This window comes from Streptomyces sp. NPDC031554 (genome assembly GCF_055580685.1).
Genome location: NZ_JBVIKX010000003.1, coordinates 658,439 through 682,663, shown reverse-complemented (window position 1 = coordinate 682,663; position 24,225 = coordinate 658,439). Strand labels below are relative to the sequence as shown.

General features: G+C 74.8%; 21 protein-coding genes, 4 tRNA genes and 1 other RNA gene. 14 read left to right on the top strand and 12 right to left on the bottom strand.

Annotation, left to right across the window (positions count from 1 at the left end; translation table 11 throughout):
- The first annotated feature begins 321 nt into the window (after positions 1 to 321).
- The 8 genes from ACZ5FU_RS11740 (at position 322) to ACZ5FU_RS11705 (ending at position 5,117) form a co-directional block, all read left to right on the top strand.
- Positions 322 to 639: a histone-like nucleoid-structuring protein Lsr2 gene (locus ACZ5FU_RS11740; RefSeq protein ID WP_451529207.1), complete on the top strand. Its 318-nt coding sequence runs from the start codon at positions 322 to 324 to the stop codon at positions 637 to 639.
- A 222-nt stretch (positions 640 to 861) separates the two neighbouring features.
- Positions 862 to 933 (top strand) — tRNA-Gly (locus tag ACZ5FU_RS11735).
- 80 nt (positions 934 to 1,013) lie between these two features.
- Positions 1,014 to 1,089: transfer RNA gene (locus tag ACZ5FU_RS11730), tRNA-Gly, on the top strand.
- Between the two features lie 194 nt (positions 1,090 to 1,283).
- On the top strand, positions 1,284 to 2,240 hold the full coding sequence (locus tag ACZ5FU_RS11725; protein WP_451529208.1) for an ABC transporter ATP-binding protein: 957 nt from the start codon (positions 1,284 to 1,286) through the stop codon (positions 2,238 to 2,240).
- Positions 2,237 to 3,076, top strand: a complete 840-nt coding sequence (locus tag ACZ5FU_RS11720) for an ABC transporter permease (protein WP_451529209.1) — start codon at positions 2,237 to 2,239, stop codon at positions 3,074 to 3,076. The genes ACZ5FU_RS11725 and ACZ5FU_RS11720 overlap by 4 nt, the downstream gene beginning before the upstream one ends.
- Before the next feature lie 29 nt (positions 3,077 to 3,105).
- A complete protein-coding gene (locus ACZ5FU_RS11715) occupies positions 3,106 to 4,410 on the top strand; it encodes a sensor histidine kinase (RefSeq protein ID WP_451529210.1) in 1,305 nt (434 codons plus the stop codon).
- A gap of 5 nt (positions 4,411 to 4,415) precedes the next feature.
- A complete protein-coding gene (locus ACZ5FU_RS11710) occupies positions 4,416 to 5,021 on the top strand; it encodes a response regulator (protein WP_451529240.1) in 606 nt (201 codons plus the stop codon).
- A gap of 23 nt (positions 5,022 to 5,044) precedes the next feature.
- A tRNA-Gly gene (locus tag ACZ5FU_RS11705) sits at positions 5,045 to 5,117 on the top strand.
- Between the two features lie 54 nt (positions 5,118 to 5,171).
- On the opposite strand, the gene ACZ5FU_RS11700 is transcribed toward ACZ5FU_RS11705, so the two are convergent.
- The 6 genes from ACZ5FU_RS11700 to ffs all read right to left on the bottom strand — a co-directional run bounded on the left by ACZ5FU_RS11700 (position 5,172) and on the right by ffs (position 14,079).
- The gene (locus tag ACZ5FU_RS11700) at positions 5,172 to 6,071 is read right to left on the bottom strand and encodes a phosphoribosylaminoimidazolesuccinocarboxamide synthase (RefSeq protein WP_451529211.1); all 900 of its coding nucleotides are present in this window, start codon (positions 6,069 to 6,071) and stop codon (positions 5,172 to 5,174) included.
- A gap of 190 nt (positions 6,072 to 6,261) precedes the next feature.
- Entirely contained in the window at positions 6,262 to 7,755 is a 1,494-nt protein-coding gene (locus ACZ5FU_RS11695) for a N,N-dimethylformamidase beta subunit family domain-containing protein (protein ID WP_451780534.1), read from the bottom strand.
- A gap of 362 nt (positions 7,756 to 8,117) precedes the next feature.
- Entirely contained in the window at positions 8,118 to 9,875 is a 1,758-nt protein-coding gene (locus ACZ5FU_RS11690) for a M48 family metalloprotease (RefSeq protein WP_451529213.1), read from the bottom strand.
- 304 nt (positions 9,876 to 10,179) lie between these two features.
- Complete coding sequence (gene purD, locus ACZ5FU_RS11685; RefSeq protein WP_451529214.1) at positions 10,180 to 11,436, bottom strand: phosphoribosylamine--glycine ligase; 1,257 nt, start codon at positions 11,434 to 11,436, stop codon at positions 10,180 to 10,182.
- 198 nt (positions 11,437 to 11,634) lie between these two features.
- Entirely contained in the window at positions 11,635 to 13,935 is a 2,301-nt protein-coding gene (locus ACZ5FU_RS11680) for a DNA polymerase III subunit gamma and tau (protein WP_469045260.1), read from the bottom strand.
- A gap of 45 nt (positions 13,936 to 13,980) precedes the next feature.
- Positions 13,981 to 14,079: signal recognition particle sRNA small type (gene ffs, locus ACZ5FU_RS11675), an RNA gene on the bottom strand.
- Between the two features lie 72 nt (positions 14,080 to 14,151).
- Here ffs and ACZ5FU_RS11670 point away from each other — a divergent pair.
- A tRNA-Ser gene (locus ACZ5FU_RS11670) sits at positions 14,152 to 14,239 on the top strand.
- A 409-nt stretch (positions 14,240 to 14,648) separates the two neighbouring features.
- Here ACZ5FU_RS11670 and ACZ5FU_RS11665 read toward each other — a convergent pair.
- From ACZ5FU_RS11665 to ACZ5FU_RS11640, 6 genes are all read right to left on the bottom strand, one after another.
- Positions 14,649 to 15,443, bottom strand: a complete 795-nt coding sequence (locus tag ACZ5FU_RS11665; protein ID WP_451529216.1) for a DUF2637 domain-containing protein — start codon at positions 15,441 to 15,443, stop codon at positions 14,649 to 14,651.
- A gap of 15 nt (positions 15,444 to 15,458) precedes the next feature.
- On the bottom strand, positions 15,459 to 15,620 hold the full coding sequence (locus ACZ5FU_RS11660) for a hypothetical protein (RefSeq protein WP_451529217.1): 162 nt from the start codon (positions 15,618 to 15,620) through the stop codon (positions 15,459 to 15,461).
- Between the two features lie 227 nt (positions 15,621 to 15,847).
- The gene (locus tag ACZ5FU_RS11655; RefSeq protein ID WP_451780570.1) at positions 15,848 to 17,773 is read right to left on the bottom strand and encodes a copper resistance CopC/CopD family protein; all 1,926 of its coding nucleotides are present in this window, start codon (positions 17,771 to 17,773) and stop codon (positions 15,848 to 15,850) included.
- A 295-nt stretch (positions 17,774 to 18,068) separates the two neighbouring features.
- Positions 18,069 to 18,542, bottom strand: coding sequence for a cupin domain-containing protein (locus tag ACZ5FU_RS11650; RefSeq protein ID WP_451780539.1), 474 nt, complete (start codon positions 18,540 to 18,542; stop codon positions 18,069 to 18,071).
- Positions 18,539 to 19,141, bottom strand: a complete 603-nt coding sequence (locus ACZ5FU_RS11645; RefSeq protein ID WP_451780541.1) for a GNAT family N-acetyltransferase — start codon at positions 19,139 to 19,141, stop codon at positions 18,539 to 18,541. The genes ACZ5FU_RS11650 and ACZ5FU_RS11645 overlap by 4 nt, the downstream gene beginning before the upstream one ends.
- Positions 19,134 to 21,173 carry a penicillin acylase family protein gene (locus ACZ5FU_RS11640; RefSeq protein WP_468645545.1) on the bottom strand — a complete coding sequence of 680 codons (2,040 nt, stop codon included), beginning with the start codon at positions 21,171 to 21,173 and terminating at the stop codon, positions 19,134 to 19,136. Before ACZ5FU_RS11640 ends, ACZ5FU_RS11645 begins: the two co-directional genes overlap by 8 nt.
- Before the next feature lie 214 nt (positions 21,174 to 21,387).
- Here ACZ5FU_RS11640 and ACZ5FU_RS11635 point away from each other — a divergent pair, with 214 nt between their 5' ends.
- The 5 genes from ACZ5FU_RS11635 (at position 21,388) to ACZ5FU_RS11615 (ending at position 24,223) form a co-directional block, all read left to right on the top strand.
- Entirely contained in the window at positions 21,388 to 22,098 is a 711-nt protein-coding gene (locus ACZ5FU_RS11635; RefSeq protein ID WP_451780543.1) for a siderophore-interacting protein, read from the top strand.
- A 122-nt stretch (positions 22,099 to 22,220) separates the two neighbouring features.
- Positions 22,221 to 22,532, top strand: coding sequence for a hypothetical protein (locus ACZ5FU_RS11630; RefSeq protein ID WP_468833925.1), 312 nt, complete (start codon positions 22,221 to 22,223; stop codon positions 22,530 to 22,532).
- Between the two features lie 64 nt (positions 22,533 to 22,596).
- Positions 22,597 to 22,731 (top strand): hypothetical protein, encoded by a 135-nt coding sequence (locus ACZ5FU_RS11625; RefSeq protein WP_451529222.1) that lies wholly within the window; start codon positions 22,597 to 22,599, stop codon positions 22,729 to 22,731.
- Between the two features lie 429 nt (positions 22,732 to 23,160).
- Entirely contained in the window at positions 23,161 to 23,457 is a 297-nt protein-coding gene (locus tag ACZ5FU_RS11620; RefSeq protein WP_004943146.1) for a type II toxin-antitoxin system VapB family antitoxin, read from the top strand.
- Between the two features lie 148 nt (positions 23,458 to 23,605).
- Entirely contained in the window at positions 23,606 to 24,223 is a 618-nt protein-coding gene (locus tag ACZ5FU_RS11615) for a LytR C-terminal domain-containing protein (RefSeq protein WP_451529243.1), read from the top strand.
- Positions 24,224 to 24,225: the final 2 nt, after the last annotated feature.

The window sequence follows — 24,225 nt, the reverse complement described above, 5'->3', positions numbered from 1 at the left end:
TGCCTTCAGACTACCCGCACAAAATTTCTACGCGAGTAGAGTTGGAGGAAACTACGTGAGCGCGATCACGATCGGGTACCGGATCAGGTGACGGAGAGGGCCCTTCGCGGAAAATTCCGGGAAAGATCCGTGATGCGTCCCGGCTGCCTATTGCGCTGGGACACGCTGAGAGATTTAGTCGAGCTTCACATTCGATTGCCGGGCACTGTACAAATGAAATGGCAATAGCCGATACTTTGCCCCACAACAGGCGGACAGTCGACATCTCCGTGACGTCTTGGCACGTCATCGCAGAGCTGTCGCACGAAGGGACCGATATTCGTGGCGCAGAAGGTCGTGGTCACTCTCTCTGACGACATCGACGGCTCGGAAGCGGCGGAAACGATCGCCTTCGGGATCGACGGCAGGTCGTACGAGATCGACCTGAATGAAGCCAATGCCGGAAAACTGCGCGAGGCGCTCGCGCCCTACGTGGAGGCCGGCCGCAAGCGGTCCAGGTCCGGCAAGGCGTACCAGCAGACGGAGGTCGCCCCCGACCCGGCGGCGGTCCGCGCCTGGGCCCAGGCCAACAAGCTGGACGTGCCCGCGCGCGGCCGCATTCCCAAGAAGGTCTACGAGGCGTTCGCCGAGGCGCAGTGAGCCGCCGGCCCGGTCCTGAGCACGGGCCCCGGCCGGCCGCGCGCTCCCGCCGCGGCCGGCCGGGTACGGCGCCGGGCCGGTCCCGGGGGCTCCCTGCGCGACCCCGCGGGGCCCGTTCGCGGCCCTCGCGGGCCACCGACTTGCGCTACCCCCCACATGGTCGGCTAATGTCTGGAGCACGCCAGCGGGGCGGGGCCGAAAAGCCCAGCTCAGCAAGGTCGTGCGGGTGTAGTTCAGTAGTAGAACATCCCCCTTCCAGGGGGAAGGCGCAGTGTGCAATTCCTGTCACCCGCTCTGCATCGCCGTCCCGGTCCACCTCGTGGATCAGGTAGGCTGGTGCCCGCGCCGACCGGTGAGAGCCAGTCGGATGCCATGCGGACGTAGCTCAGTTGGTAGAGCGCAACCTTGCCAAGGTTGAGGTCGCGAGTTCGAGCCTCGTCGTCCGCTCCATACCGAAGGCCCCGGTCACCGACCGGGGCCTTCGGCGTATCCACCTTTCCTCCCGCGCCCTCATTCCTCTGCCGCCTCTCCCCTCTTGGTGGCTTCGTGGCTTCGTGCCTCGCGCCCTCGCTCCTGACATTTGTCATGCGGAGCGATGACAAGGCGCACTGCCGCCGTCGGTCCGCCGCCGGGAGGCTGGAGTCATGGAAGCCAGGAACACGGAAGAACACGTGATAGAGGTCACCGACCTCCGGCGTGTGTACGGGGGCGGGTTCGAGGCGGTCCGCGGGATCTCCTTCCACGTCGGGCGCGGCGAGGTCTTCGCGCTGCTCGGCACCAACGGGGCCGGCAAGACCTCCACGGTCGAACTCCTCGAAGGGCTCGCGCGGCCCGACGGGGGGCGGGTCCGGATCCTCGGCCACGATCCCTTCACCGAGCGGGCCGCCGTACGGCCGCGGACCGGGGTGATGCTCCAGGAGGGCGGCTTCCCGTCCGAGCTGAGCGTCACCGAGACCGCGCGGATGTGGGCGGGCTGTGTCAGCGGGGCCCGGCCGGTCGCGGAGGCGCTGGCGCTGGTCGGGCTCACCGGGAAGGCCGGCGTACGGGTGAAGCAGTTGTCCGGGGGCGAGCGGCGACGGCTCGATCTGGCGCTCGCGCTGCTCGGGGAGCCGGAGGTGCTCTTCCTCGACGAGCCGACCACCGGGCTGGACGCCGAGGGCCGGCGGGACACCTGGGACCTGGTGCGCGCCCTGCGGGACACCGGGACGACGGTGCTGCTGACGACGCACTACCTGGAGGAGGCGGAGGGCCTCGCCGACCGGCTGGCCATCCTGCACCGGGGGCGCATCGCGGTCTCCGGGACGCCCGCCGAGGTGACCGCCGGGCAGCCGTCCCGGATCTCCTTCCGGCTGCCGGAGGGGTACTTCGTGGGAGATCTGCCGCCGCTGGACGCGCTGGGCGTGTGCGACCACGAGATCGACGGACGGCTGGTGCGGCTGCGCACCCGGGAGTTGCAGCGGACGGCCACCGGGCTGCTGGTGTGGGCCGAGCGGGCCGGGGTGGAACTGCGCGGGCTCGACCTGCGGTCGGCCTCGCTGGAGGAGGCGTTCCTGGACATCGCCCGGGAGGCGTCGGAGAAGAACGAGGGGGTCGCGGCATGAGCGGCGGTACGACCGGGAGTCCGGTGCGGGACGCGGCCGGAGGGTCCGCGGGGAACCGGGTCAGGGGGGCGGCGACCACTCCCGCGAGCCGGATGGCCGCCCTCGCCCGGGCCGAACTCACCCTGCTGGGGCGGAGCAGGGCCACCCTCTTCGCCGCCGTCCTGGTGCCGCTCGGGCTGCCGTTCAGCCTGCGGCCGGTGGTGGACGACATGAACGTGGAGGACTCCGGACTCAGCGTCGGACTGGTGCTGCTGCCCGCCGCGATCGGGTTCTCGCTGCTGTTCGGGGTGTACTCGGCGCTCACCGGCATCTACACCGCCCGGCGCGAGGAACTCGTGCTGAAGCGGCTGCGCACCGGCGAACTGCGGGACGTCGAGGTGATCGCCGGTGCCGCGCTGCCGGTCTTCACCATGGGGCTGGTGCAGTGCCTGGTGATGGCGGTGGGCTGCACGGTCTTCCTCGACGTGCCCGCCCCCGAGGCGCCCCATCTCGCCGTCCTGGGGGTGCTGCTGGGCCTGCTGATGTGCTCGGCGCTGGGCGCGGTCACCGCGAGCGTGACGCGGACCGTGGAGAGCGCCCAGGTGACCACCCTGCCCTTCGTGCTGGTGTCGATGGTCGCCTCCGGGGTGACCGTCCCGCTGGAACTGCTGCCCGACCGGGTCGCCTCCGGCTTCGAACTGCTGCCGCTCAGCCCGGTGATCACCCTGGTCCGGGGAGGGTGGAGCGGCGACCTCTCGGCGTACGAGGCCCTGGGGGCGCTGGCGACGGCGCTGGCCTGGACCGTGCCGGCGGTGTTTGCTGTAGGGCGGTGGTTCCGGTGGGAGCCGCGGCGCTGACGGACCGGGGACACGGGGGAGGGACGCGGATGCGCGGGGCGGGAAGGGCCGGCTTTCGCGGGACGGACGTGCTCGGGGCGGGCGGCTGGTGGCGGCGGAAGAGTTCGCCGGCGAAGGTCGAGACCTACACGCGCTGGTCGTTCCACTTCTTCGCGCTGGGCGAGTTCGGCGCGGCGGGCGTGCCGCTGGGCAGCGGGGTGTGGCGGGGGCCCGCGCTGTGGCTGCCGCTGGTCCTGGCCGCGCACTGCGTGCTGTCGGCGGTGACGGCCTCGCGGGCGCTGGACTGGACGCGGGGCCGACGGCCCCGGCCTGTGCGGTCGATGGCGGTTTTCGCCGTCGTCACCGCCGCGGTCGCGGCGGTCGCGCTGTGGACCGCCGATCACGGTCCGGGCGGTGAGGAGGCGGCCACCGCCGCGGGCGGGGTCTTCGGCGTCGCCCTGGTCTTCGCCACGGGCGTCACCGCCCTCGGCGTCCGTGGCCGACGGCACGTCCTCACGGTCGTCGCCGCCCACTCCGCGGGCGCCGGAGTCCTGGCGCTGCTGCTCGGCGCGCCCGGCCCGGCCGCCTCGGTCTCGGTGGCCGCGGTGTCCCTCGGCGGCGGCTTCATGGCCACCACCTCCGTCTTCTCGGTGTGGCTCCTCGACACCGTCTACCGGCTCGACGAGGCCCGCGAGACCCGTGCCCGGCTCGCCGTCGCCGAGGAACGGCTGCGGTTCGGCCGCGACCTGCACGACGTGATGGGCCGGAACCTGGCGGTGATCGCCCTCAAGAGCGAGCTGGCCGTGCAGCTGGCCCGCCGGGGGCGCCCCGAGGCCGTCGACCAGATGATCGAGGTCCAGCGCATCGCGCGGGAGTCCCAGCGGGAGGTGCGGGACGTCGTGCGCGGTTACCGGGAGGCCGACCTCGGGGTCGAACTCGTCGGCGCGCAGGGGGTGCTGACGGCGGCCGGCATCCACTGCGAGGTGCGCGGGGAGGCCGGCGGGCTGCCCGCCGAGGTGCAGTCGGCGCTCGGCTGGGTGGTGCGGGAGACGACCACGAACGTGCTGCGGCACGGGGACGCGGGACGGTGTGCGGTGGAGGTCCGGGTGACCGGCGGGAAGGTGGTGCTGACGGTGGAGAACGACGGGGCGGGCCGGGCGGACGGCGTCGGGACGGACACGGCGAAGGACGTCGGGTCGTCCGGCGGGGGGTCGGGGCTGGTCGGACTGGCGGAGCGGTTGCGGAAGGTGGGCGGGACGCTGGAGGCGGGGACCGCCGGGGCCGGGGTGTTCCGGGTGGTCGCCGAGGTGCCGCTGGTCGTGGAGGACGTCGTGGCGGACGGGGTCGCCTCGTGAGCGGCGTGGTGCGGGTGCTGCTCGCCGACGACGAACACCTCATCCGGGGCGCGCTGGCCGCGCTGCTCTCGCTGGAGGACGACCTGGTGGTCGTCGCCGAGGCGGCCACCGGGCCCGAGGCCCTGGCGATGGCGCGGGCGCACCGGCCGGACGTGGCCGTCCTGGACCTGCAGATGCCGGGTGCCGACGGTGTGAAGGTCGCCACATCGCTGCGGACCGAACTGCCCGGCTGCCAGGCGTTGATCGTCACCAGCCATGGCCGCCCCGGCCATCTGAAACGGGCGCTCGCGGCGGGTGTGCGCGGATTCGTCCCGAAGACGGTGAGCGCCCAGCGGCTCGCGGAGATCATCCGCACCGTGCGGGCCGGGAACCGTTACGTCGACCCCGAGTTGGCCGCCGACGCGATCGCCGCCGGGGACTCCCCGCTGACCTCGCGCGAGGCGGAGGTGCTCGAACTCGCCGCCGACGGGGCGCCCGTCACGGAGATCGCCGAGCGGGCCGCGCTGTCACCGGGGACGGTGCGCAACTACCTGTCGTCGGCCGTGTCCAAGCTGGGCGCGGAAAACCGCCACGCGGCGGTACGTCTCGCGCGAGAGCGGGGTTGGGTATAGTTGCTCTCGCGCCACGGCGCACTGCGGACGTAGCTCAGTTGGTAGAGCGCAACCTTGCCAAGGTTGAGGTCGCGAGTTCGAGCCTCGTCGTCCGCTCCGGATCAAGCCCCCCGGTCCTCACCGAGGGGCTTCTTCGTGCCCGGGACCGGGTCACGACCAGCTCGTGCCCGTCAACCGCTCGTACGCCTCGGTGTACTTGGCGCGGGTCGCGTCCACGACCTCCTGCGGCAGCGCCGGCGGCGGCTGCTCGCTCGCGCGGTCCCAGCCGGAGTCCCGCGAGGTCAGCCAGTCCCGCACGAACTGCTTGTCGTACGACGGCTGCGCGCGGCCCGGCTGCCAGGTGCCGGCGGGCCAGAAGCGGGAGGAGTCCGGGGTGAGCACCTCGTCGGCGATGACGAGCGTCTCGCCCTCGAAGCCGAACTCGAACTTGGTGTCCGCGAGGAGGATGCCCCGGTCGCGGGCGATGTCCCGGGCCCGGCCGTAGACCGCGAGGGTCGTCTGGCGCAGCCGGGCGGCGGTGTCGGCGCCGACCTGGCGGGCGACCTCCTCGTAGGAGACGTTCTCGTCGTGGTCGCCGACCGCGGCCTTGGTGGCCGGGGTGAAGATCGGGGCGGGCAGCTCGGAGCCGTCGACCAGGCCTTCGGGGAGGGCGAGGCCGCAGACCGTGCGGGACTCCCGGTACTCGGCCAGGCCCGAGCCGGTGAGGTAGCCACGGGCCACGCACTCGACCGGGACCATCTCCAGCGACTTGCAGACGAGGGTGCGGCCGGCCCAGTCGGCGGGGGCGCCGGCGGGCGGCTCGGTGCTCAGGACGTGGTGCGGGACGAGGTCGGCGAGCTGGTCGAACCACCACAGGGAGAGCTGCGTCAGGACGCGGCCCTTGTCGGGGATCTCGGTGGGCAGGACCCAGTCGAAGGCGGAGATGCGGTCGCTGGCGACCATCACGAGGTCACCGTCCTCGTTGCGGTACAGCTCGCGCACCTTGCCGGTGTGCAGATGCACCAGGCCCGGCACCTCCAGGGGCTCGGGCTTTTCTACGAATCCGGACACGGTTCCTCCCCGTGGTTCTGTCTGAGTGGCTTGATTGTCCCGTACATCGGGATCGGCCGCGGACAGCGGGGTCGGGGGCGGGGCGGAGGCGGGAGCGGGGCCGGACCGGGCCGCCGGGAGGCAGGGCCGGAGGGGCCGGACCGGGCCGCCGGGGCGCCGGGCCGGAGGGGGCCGGACCGGCCGGAGGGGCTCAGTCGCGCTTGCAGATGCGGTCCAGGAGGTTCGCCGTGGCGCGCTGGACGCGGGGGTCCACATGGCCGGGGCGGTCCAGGGCCGGGGACCAGGCGAAGGTGCCGGAGGCGAAGACCAGGGCGCCGGAAGGGGCCCGGTAGAGGGAGGTCTCCTGGTGGCGCGGGACCCCCCTGCCGTCGGTGTAGGGGGAGTGCGCGAGGAGGGTGCGTTCCTCGTGGGGCGGCAGCGGGGTGCGCGGGAAGTAGCGGTCGGCCTCGCCCGCGACCAGGCCGTCGATGCCGTCGCCCTCGTGGGCCCCGGTCGCCTCCCACAGCCAGTGGCCGGCGTTGCGCACGATCAGGGGGTGGGGTTCGGGGACCCGGCCCGCGTACTGGATGCCCAGCAGCTGCTGTTCGGCGCGGTCGATCTCGCGCCACAGCACGGGCCTGCCGGGGCCCTTGCGCTTGCGGCAGGTCAGCAGGCGGCCGGGGGCGCCGGACGGCGAGGGGCCCAGCTCCACCTGCCAGTACAGGGTGTTGGCGGAGAGGAACACCAGCGAGGTGCCGCTGTCCCGGGCGAGTTCCACGGTGCGGCGCATGGCCCTCGACCAGTACTCGTCGTGGCCGGGGAAGACCAGGCCGCGGTAGCGGTGGGGCCGGACGTGGCCGGCGTGCAGGTCGCGGGCGTCGGCGTAGGCGAGGTCGTAGCCGTAGCGCTCGGCCCAGCGGATGACGTCGTAGGCGTGGCCGACGTGCAGGGGGAGGCCGGCGCCCGCGTACGGCCGGTCGAAGGAGACGGTCGTCGCGGCGTCGGCCTCGCCGAGGAGGCGGCCGTCCTCGTCCCAGGCGTGGTAGAGGCTGGCGCCGGTGCGGCCGTCCTCCGGGTAGAGGTTGTAGGCCTGCCAGGTGATGTCGGGGAGCAGCAGGAGGAGGTCGGCCGGGCGGTCGTCGCGGACGGTGAAGGGGATGTGGGAGCGGTGGCCGTCGACGGTGGTCAGGACGGCGACGTAGGCCCCGACGTTCCAGTACGACGGGACCTGGAGGCGCCAGGACAGCCACCAGTGGTGGCAGGAGACCGTGCGGTCGGCCGTCAGGGGCGGGGGCTGGACGATGCCGGAGAGGCGGGGACTGGTGGTGATCTTGGCCGCGCCGTCACCGTCGTAGTGGCCGATGCGGTAGATGTCGACGCTGAATTCCTGGGGCGGGTCGACGGTGATGTGGAAGTCGACGGCCTCGCCCGGGGCGACCGCGCCGGTGGAGACGAAGCCCTTGATCTGACGGCGGACGTCGTCGGCGGAGCGGGGCCCTCCGCCGGAGCGCGGGGACGGGATCCGGGGGGCCGTCCCCGGGGCGGCGGCGGGGGCCGGGTCGACGTACCAGGGCACGACCTGCCCGGTGTCGTCGAAGTAGGTCTCGCTGCCGCGCAGCCACGGGAGGGGCCCCTGTCCGAAGGGATCCGTCACGGCGTGCGCCAGCGCTCCCGATTCCCATCGGCGGATGTGCTTGTGTCCCATGGTGCTTCCCTCCCTCTGACCCCCGTATTGCCGGTGCGTGTGTGCGGCCTGTTCGCGTGCGGTACGGAGACGGCGGTGCGGATGCCGGGCGGGTGCCTGTGGTCGGCAGGCGGTGCTCCCGGGGCGTGCGCGCTGCCGGGTGTACGGGCGTGCCTGGTTGCTCCTGTCCCGCCCGTGGCGCGGCGCGGTGCGACGGGTCGCGCGTGGTGCGTGGTGTCCTATGTCGCCGGCGCTTGCCATGAGCGGGATCGATCCCAGCACATCACACAACGCCCGCATACGGTCACCGTTCGGCGTGAATTGGCTGAAAGTGGAATTAAGTTCTCCACCTGGGCGGCGGTCCGTCTCCCGGTCGGTGCTGGTCAGCCGAGGCGTACGGGCTTCTCCGGGCGTATGCCCGCCTCCACCAGCCAGGTGCGCAGCGGGACGGCGTCGCCGTCCTCGACCAGGCTCAGCACGCGGGCCGTCAGGTCGGTCACGCGCTCGCCGTCGAGCAGGAGGGCCGGGCCGTCGAGCCAGTCCAGGCCGGGGGTGGCGCCCACGGTGTCCATCGCGGCGCAGCAGACCATCGCCGTGACGTGGTCAGCGAGCAGTTCGCGGTCGGTGCGCGGGGGCTGGAGCGGGAAGAGCGGGAGCTCGCGGTCGTCCCAGAGCACGGCCCCGGACCCCTGGCCGGCCGGTGGCCCGCCCGCCCCCGACGGCGTGCCCCCGGTCTCCTCACGGGCGACCTCGGTCCCGAGCCGGGCGGCCAGGGCCGCGCTGCGGGGGTTCCGGGGGAATCCCTCGTCCTCGTCGCCGAAGGGGACGCGGGGCGCGGGGGCCGGCTGCTCCCCGTCCCCGGCGGGGCCCCGGCCGGTGAGGTGGTCCAGTACGCGCGCCAGGGTGGGACCGTCCGCGGCCGGGGCGGCGCGGCGGATGCCCAGGGCGTCCAGCACCCGGTGGAGACGGGCCGCGTCGGTGCGCCACTTGCGGTCGACGACCTCGTCCGGGTACTCCTGCCAGGCGACCGGGGACCAGTCGGGGCCGGTCTCGGCCGGGCCGCCGTGAAAGAGGCGGGCGGCCAGGAGGGACGCGGCCTCGTCGACCGCGCCGGGCTCCTCCAGCAGGTCGCAGGCGGGGCGCTCCCCCAGCCGGGAGGCGAAGCCCTCGGCCAGCCGGTCACGCCGGGACAGCTCGGTGAGGGCGGCGACCACCCCGACGTCGAGCCGGGAGGGCCAGCGGCCCATCCGCCAGGCGGGCAGGGCCACTCGGGTGAGGAGCCGGTCCCAGCCGGCGTACGCCAGCCCGACCTGCTCCTGGGCGACGATCCGCAGCCCGTAGTCCACCGTCTGGGCCCGGTCGGCGGCGGCCGCGGCCACCCCGCGTTCCATCTCCGCCGCGTGCGCCCGGCAGCTCCGCAGCAGCAGGCGGGCGACCCGGCCGACACCCGCGCCGAGCAGCCGTACGCCCCGGCCGCGGCCGGGGTCGGCCGACGCGGCCACCGCGGCGTCCAGCCCGCGCACGAAGCGCCGGGCCGCCGCTATGTCGGGGTGCGCCGAGGGGCCCGTGCCGGCGACGACCGGGGCGAGGACGGCGCGCAGCTCGCCCACCCGCATCCACCACAGGAACGGGGAGCCGATGACGAGGACCGGCGCCGTCGTCGTACGGCCGTGGGGGTGGCGGCCGGGGCCGGCCACCTCGTCGCGCGCGGGGGGCGCGGGCGGGCCGTGGGCCGGGTGGGTGCGGTCCTCCAGCCAGCTGTCGCAGTCCGGGGTGAGCGCTATCGCGGAGGGCGCGGGGACGTCGAGACGGTCGGCGAGGTCGCGCACCAGCCGGTACAGATCGGGGGCAGCGCTCTCGGCGATCGCGACCGTCGGGGTGACGGCGGGCCGGGCCCGGGCGACGACCAGCGCGACCGTCCCGGCGGCCAGCAGCACGAGGACCGCGAGCACGGACGTCACCCAGCGGGCGAGGTCCCAGCCGGGTCCCGCGAAGAGGCCGCTGGAACCGCCCGCGAACAGGATCACCGCCGCCGCGGCGGGCAGCAGCGCGACCGCCAGCGCCCGGCTGCGGATCCGCAGCACGGCCAGTGCCCCGGCCCGCGCCCCCTGGACGCGCACCCCCACTCCGATACCGGTCACGCCGGACCTCACCCCCTCCCCTCGGTGCAGGCCGTCCCGGCTCTCCTGGTCTTGTCCACTCCCCCACTGTGGCAGCCGTCACCGACATCGCAATGCCGGTGGGCCAAGTGCCGGAACGCTTGCGCCGCACCCTAGTTGGCACGTCGGCCTCCGTCAGCCGGATGGAAGAGCGCTCACCCGATGGAATGGCTTTGGGGAAAGGTGCATGTCCGCGGGCACGGAACAGGCCCCGGGTCCGCGGGACGTTCCCGTCCTGGACCCGGGGCCTGGAGGCGACCGGTGGGGGGCGTGCGCCCGCGGGGGATCAGCTCTCCCCGTCCGCCGCCTTCGCCGCGATGTCCGTGCGGTGCTGAGAACCGTCCAGGCCGATGCGCGCGACCGCCCGGTACGCCCGCTCCCGGGCCTGCGCGAGGTCCGCTCCGGTCGCCGTGACGGACAGGACGCGGCCGCCCGCGCTGACCACGGCGTCGCCGTCGCGCCGGGTGCCGGCGTGCAGCACGTACGCGTGCGGGGCGTCCTCGGCGGCCACCTCGTCGAGGCCGGTGATCGGGTCGCCGGTGCGCGGGGTGCCGGGGTAGTTGTGCGAGGCCACGACCACGGTGACGGCCGCCTCGTCGCTCCAGCGCAGGGGCGGCAGGTCGGCGAGGTTTCCGGTGGCGGCGGCCATCAGCACACCGGCCAGCGGGGTCTTCAGGCGGGCCAGGACGACCTGGGTCTCGGGATCGCCGAAGCGGGCGTTGAACTCGATGACCCGCACGCCGCGGCCGGTGATGGCGAGCCCGGCGTACAGCAGGCCCGAGAACGGGGTGCCGCGGCGGCGCATCTCGTCGACGGTCGGCTGGAGGACGCTCTCCACGACCTCGTCGACCAGCTTGGGGTCGGCCCAGGGCAGCGGGGAGTACGCGCCCATGCCACCGGTGTTCGGGCCCTCGTCGCCGTCGAGGGCGCGCTTGAAGTCCTGGGCGGGCCGGAGCGGGACGACCGTCTCGCCGTCGGTGACGGCGAAGAGGGACACCTCGGGGCCGTCGAGGAACTCCTCGACGACCACCCGCCCGCAGGCGGCGGCGTGCGCCTTCGCGGCCTCCAGGTCGGCGGTGACGACGACGCCCTTGCCGGCGGCCAGGCCGTCGTCCTTGACGACGTAGGGCGCGCCGAAGGCGTCGAGGGCCGCGGCGGCCTCGGCGGGCGTGGTGCAGACGTAGGAGCGGGCGGTCGGCACGCCGGCGGCGGCCATCACGTCCTTCGCGAACGCCTTGGAGCCCTCCAGCCGGGCGGCCTCCCGGGAGGGGCCGAACACCGGGATGCCCGCCGCGCGCACGGCGTCGGCGACCCCGGCGACCAGGGGCGCCTCCGGGCCCACGATCACGAGCTGCGCGCCCAGTTCGGCGGCCAGCTCGGACACGGCCCTGCCGTCCAGGGCGTCGACCGGGTGCAGCTCGGCGACCTCGCCGATGCCGGCGTTGCCGGGGGCGCAGTGCAGCGCGGTGACCGCGGGGTCGAGGGACAGTGAGCGGCACAGGGCGTGTTCGCGGGCGCCGCTGCCGATGACGAGGACGTTCACGGGGTCAGCCTAACCGGCCCGGCCCCGGCTGCTTGTGCGGGCTTCCGAAGGACGGGGGGCGAGGTGTTCGTAGGTTCCTCCGAAACGGGGCCCCGGGCCGGGGTGACCGCTGTCGGGCGGGCGCCGCGCACCGGCCGGCGCCGCGCCCCGGCACCACGCACCGGGCGGGAGCCGTCCCCCGGGCGACGGGCTCGTCCGCTACTCGTTGGTGAACTCCTCCACGACGGTCGCGCCCAGCTCGCGCACGATCAGGTCGTGCCCGGAGAGGGCCGACTCGTTGAGGTCGGGGTCGTCGTCCTCGGGGATGTCGTCCTCGACGGAGACGTGCCCGGGGACGGTGCCGCGGGCGCTCGGAGCCGCGTGGGCGGAGGCCTGGGGCGCGGCCGGGCGGGCCTGCGGGGGGCCGGCGGGGGGCGGGGTGTGCGGGGTCGGCGCACCGCCGCCCGTGCCGGCGCCGGGAGCCGGGGTCGGCCCGCCGTAGCCACCGCCGTGACCGCCCGGAACATGGGGGGCCGCGGGGCCGGACGGAGCCGGGAAGCCGCCGAAGCCGCCGGACGGCGGGGGCACGGAGCCGCCTCCGGAGGGGTCGACGAGCGCGTCGATCTTCCACTGGACGTGGAACTGCTCGGCCAGCGCCTGCCGCAGCACCTCCTCGCTGCCGCTGCTGACGAAGTTGTCGCGGGCGCCGGAGTTGACGAAGGCGATCTGGAGCGTGGTGCCGTCGAAGCCCGCGACCTGCGCGTTCTGGCTGAGGAGGATCCAGGTGAAACGACGGCGGTTCTTGACCGCCTCCAGGATGTTGGGCCAGAGCGTGCGGGGGTCGGGGCCACCGGCGGGCGGGGCGTAGGCGGCGGCCGGAGGGCCCGCGGGCGCGGCCGGTGCCGGGGCGGACGCGGCGGCCGCCGGGGCGGGGGTCGCCGGGGGGCGCCCGCCGCCCGCCGGCGTCGCGGTGGGCCAGCCGCCGGGCCTGCGACCGCTGCCGGCAGCGGTGGCGGTGGGCCAGGCGCCGGGGGCGGGAGCGGCGGCGGGGCTCGCCTGGGCAGGGGCGGCCGGGACGACCGGGGCGGCCGGGGCGGGTGCCGCGGGCGTCCGCGGGGGTGAGGGGGGCGCCTGAGGGGCCTGGGGCGAGGGAGGGGGTGGGACCGGAGGGCCGCTCGGGGCGGCGGGGGCCGCCGGGCCGCTCTGGGCCGCCGGGCCGCGTACCGCGGCGCGGGCGGCCGCCGCGCCGCCCCCCGGCGGGACGGCGGCGTCGTACGGGGGCGGTGCGGCCGCGTGGGCCTCCGCCCCGGGGACGTACCCCACGGCGGGCATTCCGGCGGGGGCCGGGCCCGCGGAGAAGTTCACGCCGCGCTCGATCCGGTCCAGGCGGGCCATCACGGACCGCTCGTCGCCGTAGGCGGCCGGGAGCAGGACGCGGGCGCAGATCAGCTCGAGCTGGAGGCGGGGCGAGTGGGCGCCGCGCATCTCGGTGAGGCCCTGGTTGACGAGGTCGGCGGCACGGCTCAGCTCGGCCGCGCCGAAGACTCCCGCCTGGGCCTGCATCCGCTCGATGACGTCGGAAGGGGCGTCGATGAGCCCCTTCTCGGCGGCGTCCGGGACCGCGGCGAGGATGACGAGGTCCCGCAGCCGCTCGAGCAGGTCGGCGACGAACCGCCGCGGGTCGTTGCCCCCCTCGATGATCCGGTCCACCACCTCGAAGGCGGCGGCCCCGTCCCCGGTGGCGAACGACTCGACGACGGAGTCGAGCAGCGAGCCGTCCGTGTACCCGAGGAGGGAGGTGGCCATGGCGTACGTCACACCGGCCTCGCCGGCGCCCGCGAGGAGCTGGTCCATGACGGACATGGAGTCACGCACGGAACCGGCGCCGGAGCGCACGACGAGCGGCAGGACCCCCTCCTCGACCGGGATGTCCTCCTTCCGGCACACCTCGCCGAGGTACTCCCGCAGCGTGCCGGGCGGCACGAGGCGGAAGGGGTAGTGGTGCGTCCGGGACCGGATGGTGCCGATGACCTTCTCGGGTTCGGTGGTGGCGAAGATGAACTTGAGGTGCTCCGGCGGCTCCTCGACGACCTTGAGCAGCGCGTTGAAACCGGCCGACGTGACCATGTGGGCCTCGTCGATGATGTAGATCTTGTAACGGCTGCCGGCCGGCCCGAAGAAGGCCTTCTCCCGCAGGTCACGGGCGTCGTCCACACCGCCGTGCGACGCGGCGTCGATCTCGATGACGTCGATGGATCCGGGGCCGGTGCGCGCCAGGTCCTGACAGGATCGGCACTCTCCGCACGGCGTGGGCGTGGGGCCCTTCTCGCAGTTCAGGCAACGGGCCAGGATGCGCGCGCTGGTCGTCTTGCCACATCCGCGCGGTCCGCTGAACAGGTACGCGTGATTGACCCGGTTGTTCCGCAGCGCCTGCTGCAGCGGGTCGGTGACATGCTCCTGCCCGATGACCTCGGCGAACGACTCCGGGCGATAGCGGCGGTACAGCGCGAGAGACGACACGCATACGAGGTTATAGGCGCCCACCGACAACCGGCCCCGCCCCGGAACGCGAGCGCCCCCCACGCACCCGCCAGAGCCGACCTACCCTTGCTGCCTTCCGGCCCTGGGGGAGTTCAGTCAGATAGCGCCGCGTGAGGGGCTGCGCCCACAGTACCCGATGGCGGCGTGCGGGAACGAGTTCGCGAGCACTCCTCAACGTCTTGTATTGTTTGCCGCGGAGGATTCGCCTAGAGGCCTAGGGCGCACGCTTGGAAAGCGTGTTGGGGGCAACCCCTCACGAGTTCGAATCTCGTATCCTCCGCCAGTGCCTCACCGGGCACGATGTCGAAGGGCCCCGCTGCTTGCAGCGGGGCCCTTCGTCGTTGCCCGTTCCGGTCCTCTGCCGTGGTCCGGTCTTCCGTCGGCCTCCGACGTCGGCGTCGGGGGCCGGGCGGGTCCCGGAGGGCCTCCGGGAATTCGTCGCGCGATCCCGCGGAGGGTGCTTCCCGTCACGTGCGCGCGCCGCACACGCGTCCGGGCCGCTCCCGCGTGCGGCGTGGCGACCGGCCGGGACCGCCGCGGCCGGAGCGGTCCTCGAAGGGCGTGGTCCCCGCGTCGTGCCCCACCGGACGGTCCCGGTCGTGCGCGCGACGCGTGAACGACGCGCGACGCGCGCGCGAGGACGCCGGCTCATCTCCCCGGAGATCTGTTCCCGCGGGAACAGGGCCGCCGCGCTACTGGCGGTGACGGCGCGACGTCTTCCGCGGGGGCAGGGTCAAGGTGATCTGCCGGACGAGCTGCTGGAAGCACGCCAGGGACGCGAGGGCGGGCAGGGCGGCTCCGGCGACACCGGTGACGGTCCTGTCGGCCTGGTCCACGCACAGCATGATCGCCATGGAGGAGAACAGCAGGACGATGCACCACGAGTGCAGGGCCCGACGCCGGTGCAGGGCCGTCCGCAGGATGCAGAGAGAGGCCACGGTCCAGGGGCCGTACACGAGAAGGGGCCACTGCGGGATCATCCCGCTCCTCGTACCGGCCGAGATGTTCCGCAGCGGCGCGTAGGCGGCCATTCCGCCGAAGACACTGACCATCGCCACGATGACGGCGACGCACGCGAGGATCAACAGGCTGCCGGCCTGCACCCACTTGAGCCGGAGCTTGCGGACGTGAACCTTCCGGTGCCCGGCGGAGGAGTTCCGCACGGGCGGAAGCTGAGCGGTGATGTGGGCCAGGTTCTCCATCTGGTGGGTGAAGTCGACGCCGGGCGGCGGCTCGACGCGAGGCGGCGGTACCGCGGCCACCTGCTCCACCGGGGCGGACACCGGCTCCGCCGGCGTGGCCTCCTGCAGGAGGTAGGCGAGTTCCTCGACCGGGTCCCAGTCCGATGCGGCGGGCTGCGCGAAAGACGCTCCCGGGTTCAGGGTGTCGGCGGGGGCGCCGTACCAGCCGGCACCCGACCCGTAGGAGTACGCGTCGGGATACCACTCCTGCCGCGCGAAGGAGGGATCCACATGGTCTCTGTTCATGGAAACGCGTCCCCCTCACGCACGGTCCGCGCGGCGGCCGGACTTCTCCTGGTCGTTCCACCGCCGGTCCAGTTCCGCCTGGAGCGCCTCCAGCAGCACGAGGAACTCGTGGAGCAGCGACTCGGTGTCCGGCGGATCGGTCCATGTGCCGCGCCCGCGGAAGGCGCCGGACGACATGAGCGCCGAACCCGCCCCACCGGGAAGGTAAGAGTGTCCACTCGCTCTCGGGGCGCGGTTCACAGGCGGTTCGCCCTTTCCCGCGTTGCGGCGGGGCAGGCCGAGGAGCCTCGCTTCTGTCATACACCGCTAACGCCGCTCCCACTCCTCCAGATGCGCGGCAAATGAGTGACCCCGACACAGGGCGAACACCGGGGCGGGCGTGTCCTGATCGGTGTCACCGGCGCTCAGCGGATGACGCGCAGCGGCTTCGTCTCCGTCACCTGGTCGACCTCCGAGGCGCGCACGGTCACGCTCATCTCCCAGGTGCCGGGGAGGGGCAGACGGACCGCGTCGGCGGCCCAGTAGCCGCCCCGGTCGGTGAGCTTCGCGTCGAGCGGGCCGATGTCCCGGCCGGGGAGGCTGAAGGACATGCGGACTTCGGGGACGTCGGCGAAGCCGCCGTCGGGGCCGTAGACCACGGCCTGCACCGAGTTCTCGCCGACCCGGCCCGGGTCGAGGGTGATCTGCACGCTGCCGCGGGCGCCGGGGGCGTCCGGAGTGCTCATGTCGAAGGGGACCGTGGTCACGGAGGCGACGGGCAGCCCGGCCGGCTGCTCGGAGGCCGCCGCCTCCGTCTCCGCCCGGCCGGGCAGGGTGCCCGTCAGCAGGGTCGTCAGGCCCAGTACGACGACGGAGACCGCGACCTCCACGAGGACGGACCGGCGCAGGGCGCGGCGGTACGCGTCCTCGGCCGGGGTGCGGGCCGGGGCGGGAGGGGCGCCGCCACCGGACGGAAGTCCCTCCGAAGGCGCGGGGACCCGCGTGGACACCGCCTCCCGCGCCGCGGCGCCGACCGCCGCCGCCACCTTCGCCTCCGTCCGCGCCGCCACCGTCTTCTCCGGCATCGTCTTCTCCACCGTCACCGCCACCGCCACCGTCGCCTTCGTCCCGTCCTTCGTCCCGCGCTGTCCCGCGTCCGGCGTCTCCGTCTCCCTCCCGCCCGTGCGTGCCGCCTCCGCCCTCACCAGCCGTCCCGTCCACTGCCGCGACCAGGTGCCCGCCAGGAGCAGCAGGCCCACCGCCGCCAGCTTGGCCAGGAGGGTCCGGCCGTACGTCGTGTCCGCCAGGGCGTCGGGAGTGCCGAGGCCGCGCCAGGCCTGGTAGAGGCCGGTCACCGCGAGGACGGTGACCGAGAGGGCGGCGAGCCGGGAGAAGCGGGCGGCCACGGCGGCCGGGAGGGTGCCGTGGCGGAGCAGGGTGAGCAGGGCGGTGAGGCCGCCGAGCCACACCGCCATGGCCAGCAGGTGCAGCACCGAGGAGGTCATCGCGGCCGGGACCTGGATGCCGGCCGACGCGTGTTCGGCGGCCGCCCAGGTCAGGCCGAGGCCCACGGCCAGGACGAGGCCGGTGACGAGGGCCGCCCGGGTGGGCCGTGCGCGGCCTCGCTCGCGGAGCAGCAGGGCGGCGGCCGCGGCCAGCAGGAGCAGCCGGGCGGCCAGGGCGATGCCGGGCCGGCCGGAGAGGGTCCGGGTGAGGCCGGAGGGGTCGAGGGCCTGCGCGGGGCCGGAGCCGGTCTCGTAGGGGGCGCGCAGCAGGAGCAGCAGGACCGTCGACGCGGTGAACGTCCACCAGCCGGCCACCAGGAGCCCGCGCAGCGGCCGGACGTCCGGCGGGCGGCACAGGGCGACGAAGGCGGCCGTGCCGATGAGCAGGGCGGCGGCGCCGTACGCCAGCCAGCGGCCGAGTTTGTGCAGACCCGCGGTGACCGGATCCTCGACGGGGCTGCCGGGGACGGCGGGCGGGGTCGGGGAGGGCGCGCCGATCGAGAAGGTGAAGGCGCCGGCGATGGGGTGGCTGTCCTGCGACACGACCCGCCAGGCCACCGTGAAGGTGCCGGTGCCGAGCCGGGCCGGGAGGGTGACGCGGGCGGTGTCGGACCGGCCGTCGGCGTGTTGTGCCGCGCCCGTCTCGACGCGCCCGTTGCGGGGGTCGAAGACGCGGAAGGTGTCGTCGATCAGGCCGACGGACTCGGTGAAGGTCAGGGTGATGCTGCGGGGAGCGCTCGGGAGGACGGACCCGTCGGCGGGGTCGGCGTCGCGGAGGGCGGCGTGGGCCGACGCCTGGCCGGCGCCGCCGAGGAGGAGCAGGACCAGGGCGGTGCCGAGCAGCACCAGGCCACGCCACCGCCGGGCGAGGGCGCCCCGGCCGCCTCGTGTGCCGCGCCCTCGTCCGCCGTCGCGCCCTGCGTTCACGTCACCGCTCCGTACTCCGGACTCCTGGACCTGCCGTGCTCGCGGATACGTACGGTCCGCGCGGCCTTCCTGCTCACCGGCCGGGGCGGGCCGGTGCCCCGCCAGCCCCCCACCGGGACGTGTCCGGGGTCCGGGAGACGGAAAGGACACGGGCGTCACGGGCGTCACGGGCGTCGCCGGTGTCCTCGGGGCGGCCGGGCCGGGCCGCCGGGGGTCACGGACGGCACAACCGCGCGATGTCGGCGGCCCGGTCCGGGTGGCGCGCCGTCAGCGCGGCGGCGTCGCCGTGTTCGTAGGTCTCGTAGGTGAAGCCGGGGGCCATGGTGCAGCCGAAGAAGGCCCAGGCGCCGCCGGGCGTCACCCGCGCGCCCATCCAGGTGCGCGCGGGGACGGTGAACTGCGGGTGCTGGCCGCCGAGGACGTCCGGGCCGAGCACGGCGGTGCGGGAGGTCCCGTCGGGGGCGAGGAGCAGCAGTTCCAGCGGGTCGCCGAGGTAGAAGTGCCAGATCTCGTCGCCGGGCAGGCGGTGCAGGGCCGAGAAGTCGTCCGCGGTGAGCAGGGCGACGATCGCGGTTCCGGCGGGGGTGCCGTCCGGCAGTCCGGGGCCGGCCCAGGTGCGGCGGAACAGGCCGCCCTCGCGGGGGATCGGCTCCAGACCGTAGTGGGCGACGAGGTCCTCGGGGGTCACCCGGGGAAGGCTACCTCCCGCCTGAGGAAGGCGAGTCGGGCCTTCTTCTCCGGCAGGTACACGTCCGGCAGGTCGATCTCCGGGAGGGTGACCACCGGTCCGCTCTCGAAGCCCTGGCGGAGGAAGCGGGCGAGGGCCTTCTCGTTGCGCACGTCCGGGTCGACCACGACCCGCCGCCGGTCCATCCCCACCAGCACGTACGACGCGAGCACCCCCATCAGCGCCGCCGACCAGCCCGGCCGCGCGCCCCGCTCCCCGGCCGGGGCGAGCAGCACGTGGACGCCGACGTCCCCGGGCTCGACCTCGTAGCACTCGCCGACCCGGTCGTGCGACGGCTCGTACGTCTGGAGCACGGCGACGGGCTCGCCCTCCAGCTCGACGAGGAAGGCGTGGTGGGTCTCGAGGCCGGCCATGTGGGCGTAGACGTCGGCGACCTGGTCCACCGTCAGGCCGTTCATGCCCCAGAACACGGCCCGTTCCTCGCTGACCCAGCCGTGCACGACCGCCGCGTCGGTCCCGGCGTCCAGGGGCCGGATGCGGACGGTGCCGAAGCCTTCGGCTTCCTCCACGTGGACGTGGCGGGCGTTCGCGTCAGTCATCGTTCTCCTTCGTCAGGTGCGCCCAGTCGGTGACGACCGGGGCCAGCTCGCCCGTGAGCCAGAGGGGCAGCTGATCGTGGTGGTGGGGGCTGTCGGGGTGTCCACAGGCGCCGTGGGGCACGATCCAGCGGCTGTCCTCGCGGCGGGCCAGGTCCCAGACGTAGCGGGCGGCCGGGCCGCGGGCGGCGAGGTCGGTCCAGCCGGGCACGGCGGAGGTGCACAACACGCAGTCGTGGTCGCCGGAGAGGGCGGGGGCCTCCCGCGAGGGGTCGGGCAGGGCCCGCCACGGGGCGAGGCGGTGGGTGTCGCCCCAGCGGGCGTCCGGCTGTACGGCGACCTCCTCGAGGGCTTCCCGCACCAGCTTCGGCCGGTCGATGCCGTACAGCTCCTCGGCGCGCAGGAGGTGTTCGAGGGCGTAGCCGATGCGGGGGACGAGGGCCAGCCAGGGCAGGAGGACCTCGGGGTAGGCGGGCGGGGTGGTGAGCGCGGCGAAGACGGGTTCGGCGGCGAGGCGGCGCACGAGCGCACCGCGCACGGCCGCGAACCGCGCCGCTTCCCGGCTGTCCGCGTCCATGCGGCGGTCCCAGTCGAGGAGCCGCGTCCGCAGGCCGGCCGCCGCGGGGCTCAGGCCGTCGAGGGCGGCCAGGTGGTCCAGCAGGGGTGCGGCGGAGGCGAGGTGGGTGTCGGTGTGGATGGCCGGCATGTCCGACGACGACCACCGGCGGCGCCGGCCGAGCAGCGCGTGGATGCGGTCGGCGCGGTGCGGCGGGGCGAACTCGACGCCCAGGGCGGCGGCCGGTCCGCGCTGGTTGGCCATGACGGCGACGCCGTCGGTGAGTCCGGCGCGGGGCATCTCGTGCCAGCCGGTCCACTCGTGGCCGGGCTCCCAGGCCGGCACCACGCGGGTGCGGTTGGCCCGCGCGCGCACGGGCACGCGGCCCGCGACCCGGTGCAGCAGGCCGCCCTCGGTGTCGGCGGCCTGGACGACGTTGACCGGCTCGGCCCAGAGGTCGAGGGCGCGGTCGACGTCGGCGGTCCGGCGGGCCCGCAGCAGGGGGAGCAGGGCGGAGAAGCCGAGGTCGCCGGTGACGCGGGGCGGGTGGCGCAGGGCGATCGCGAGGGGGGTGGCGTCGTCGGTGCCGCCGGGACTTCCGTCGTCGAGGCCCTCGGGGCCGCCCGCGATCACCGGGCCGCGTTCGGTCTCCAGCACCTCGACCTCGACGCTCTCCTCCCCCGCCACCCGGACGAGTTCGGTGTGCCGGGCGACGCGCCGCCAGACGCCGTCCGGGCCGAGGGCCTCGACGCCGGCGCCGGTGCGGCGCAGGCGTTCGCGGTAGAGGTCCTGGTAGTCGGCCATGGCGTTGGTGATGGCCCAGGCGACCGTGCCGGCGTGTCCGAAGTGGGCGATGCCGGGGACACCGGGGACGGCGAGTCCGACGACGTCGAACTCGTCGCAGGCCAGCCGGATCTGCTGGTAGACGCCGGGGTCCTCGATGAAGCGGTGCGGGTCGCCGGCGATGACGGCCCGCCCGGTGACCGTGCGCTCGCCGCTGACCAGCCAGCCGTTGCTGCCGGAGGTGCCGGGCCCGTCGGTGGCGAACAGGCCCACGGCGTCCTCGCCGAGGTGTCGGGCGGCCTCCTCGCGCCACAGCTTGGCGGGGAAGCCGGCGAACAGGATGTGGGTGGAGAGCCAGACGGCGAGCGGGGTCCAGGGCTCCCAGCGGCCGGGAGCGAGGCCGACGCGGGTGAACTCGGGGGTCGGGCGCAGGCCTTCGTTGACCCCGTCGACGTACGCCCGTACCCAGTCGGCGGTCTCCGGGTCGCTCGCCCGCAGGGCCGTGAAGCAGCGGCGGGCGGTGTCGTCGAGGCGGGCGCGGCGGACGAAGCGGTCCCAGGGCAGGGACTCCGGGCCGAGGAAGGACGCCGAGGTGCCCTGCGCGCGGTGCCGCTCGACCTCCAGTTGCCAGGCGCGGTCGCGGGCGGTGACCCGGCCCTGGAGGCGGGCGAGGGCGAGGACGCCGCCGGCCCGCAGGTGCGGGACGCCCCAGGCGTCCCGGTAGACCTCACCGGGCGCGGCACCGGGCGCGGGACCGGTGTCGGCCCCGGTGTCGTTCTTGGCCCCGGTTCCTCCGTCCGCCCGCCGGGCGGCTCCGTCCGTCTCGCTCGTCACCCTGGGACCCTTCTGACGTTTAGGTTAGGCTCACCTAATCATTTGTGCGGGAATCGTACGCGAGAGGTGGAGCGGCATGGCACAGGGGAGGGGCTGGGAGGGCGCGGTCCTGAAGTTGATGCGGGCGAAGGACTTCACCCTCACCGTCACGGGGGCCGAGGACGTCACGCCGCACTACCGGCGGCTCCGCCTCACCGACGGCGGGCTGCTCGCCACGACCGGCGTCCACCCCACGATGTGGGTGCGGCTGTGGTTCACCAACGCGGGCCGGCCGCACCAGCGGGCCTACACCCTGGTCGACCCCGACCCGGCGGCCGGCACCTTCGCCCTGGAGTTCGCCCTGCACGAGGGCGCCGCCAGCGACTGGGCGCGGACCGCCGGGCCCGGTGACACCATCGAGGCCACCGTGCAGGGCACGGCCTTCGTCCGGCCCGCCCCGGCCCCCTCCCGCGTCCTCGCGGTCGGCGACCCGGCCTCCCTCCCCGCGATCAACTCCCTCCTCGACGCCCTCGGCCCCGTACCGGCCACGATCTGGTTCGAGGGCGACGGGGACGGCCTCCCTTTCCGCACCGACCCGGCCCGGCACGACCTCCGCCGCACCCCCCGCACGGACCTGGTCGACCGCGTGAGGACCGAGCTGCCCGCCCTCCTGACGGCCGCCCCGGACCCGTACGTGTGGATCGCCTGCGACACCCGGACGACCCGGACCCTGGCGGCGTACGTCCGCAAGGACCTGGCGGTCCCGAAGGACAGGACGCACGCGCTGGGGTACTGGCAGGCCGGGTGACGCGGGGCCGGGCCGGGCGGGTCCCCCGCGCGGTGTGAGCCTCCGCCGGACGCTGCCCCGAACGGGTGGTTCTCACGCCCGGCGTGCTGACCGCGGGGCGCGTCGCGGGCAGAGGACCAGCCATGAGCAGCACCGCGAGAACCCTCCCGCGCCACCGTTCCTGGTTGCGGGTCCTCGTGCTGCTGCTCGCGGTCCTGGTACCGGGCGCGCCCACCGCGGCCCGCGCGCCCGCACCGGTGGCCGCCGCGGAGATCGTCGAGTACGACGCCCAGGACGCCCCGCGTCCCACCGGGGCCGCCGCCCGCCGCGCCGTGGAGCCCCGCCCGGACCCGGCGCCCGCCACCGCCCGTGGCCGTCTCCTGCCCGCGCCGCGCCGGCCGCCGTACCCGCCGGCCGCCCCGGACACCCCGCGCACGGTGGTCCTGCGCTGCTGACCCCTCGCTCCGCCCCGACGAGGACCCGTCAGCCGACCGCTTCGAGAGACACAGGACCCACGCCATGCCGACAGACCCGTACGCGGTCCTGCGCGCCCTGCTGCGCGCGGAGGCCGCACGCAGCACACCGAAACCGCAGACCAGGACCACCGACCGGCAGAAGGCGCGGCCGGCCCCGGAGGACCACCGGGGTCACTGACGCGCACGGCGGAGGCGGGCCGCCGCCTCCGCCGTACGGCACGGCGGAGGCGGCGGCCCGTCCCGGCCCCCCGCCACCCGGCCGTCGCCCCCGCCTCCGGCCACCCGGACCCCGGGCCGCCTCCGACGCCGCGGATTCCGCGGGTTTCGCGGTTCCGCGGGTTTCGCGCCCCGCACGGGCCTCGGACCACGGAACCCGGGCCTCGGCCCGGCGCGACCTCCCCGCCCTCCGTCCACAGGCTGTGCACGGCCGTCGCGGGACGCGCACGCCGCCGGCCGCCGGGGTCGGCGACGGCACGCCCCGGGACGGTCCCGACGGCTCCGCCGACAGCCGCCCCTTCCCTTGTGCCCCGGTTCGCCACCTCTTTTCCGGCCCCACACTCCGCCGCCATGGCTGCGCCCGGAACGTCAGGACCGGTAGGCTTTCCGTGTGATCTTCAAGCGCATCGGAAACGGCCGGCCGTACCCCGACCACGGCCGGGAAAGCACCCGGCAGTGGGCGGACGTCGCGCCGCGCCCGGTCCGCCTCGATCAGCTGGTGACCACCAAGCAGCAGCTCGACCTGGAGACCCTGCTCGCCGAGGACTCCACGTTCTACGGCGACCTCTTCGCGCACGTCGTGAAGTGGCAGGGCGACCTGTATCTCGAGGACGGGCTCCACCGCGCGGTCCGGGCCGCCCTCCAGCAGCGCCAGGTGCTCCACGCGCGCGTGCTCGAACTGGACTGAGCCGACCCCGAACAGCCCGGGTCCGCGCGCCCCGACCCGGACCGGTTGGCCCTTTCGGGTGCTCTGCGCACTATCGGATGATCATCTGGTAGGCATGGCCGCTCCGGCGCATTACGCTGCGCTCATGAGCATGCTGACTCCTCCCGGCATGGGCGGCCAATACCGGATCACGGGGGACAAATACCCCCGGATGCGTCCGTCCCGGCGACGCGGCAGGCTGGCCGGCGTCGTCATCGCCTGCGGAGCCGTGCTCGGCGTGGCCGGCTGGGGCACTCTGCAGCTGATCGACGTCTTCACCGGTGGCGGGGGCACCGCCTCGGCGGCCGGCGCGAAGGCCGGCTGCGCGACCAAGGCGAGCCCCGCGGCCACGGCGTCCCCGGCCGTCCTGCCCAAGCCCGCGCAGATCACCGTGAACGTCTTCAACGCCACCACGCGCAGCGGCCTCGCCAAGACCACCGCCGACGAGCTCAAGAAGCGCGGCTTCCGGATCGGCGACGTGGGCAACGCGGGCCCGCAGTACGACAAGAAGGTCACCGGCACCGGCGTACTGCTCGGCCCGGCGGCCTCGCTGAACACCTCGCTGCCGGTGCTGGCCACCCAGCTCACCGCCGCCGAGCGCCGCACCGACGCCGCCCGCAAGGGCCCCGCGATCGACCTGATCATCGGCAACCGCTTCACGGCGCTGACCGGCGTGCCGGAAGCGACCAGGGAACTGACGGCCCTGGCCGCACCGAAGCCGGCGGCGACCACGAAGAAGGGCTGCTGAGC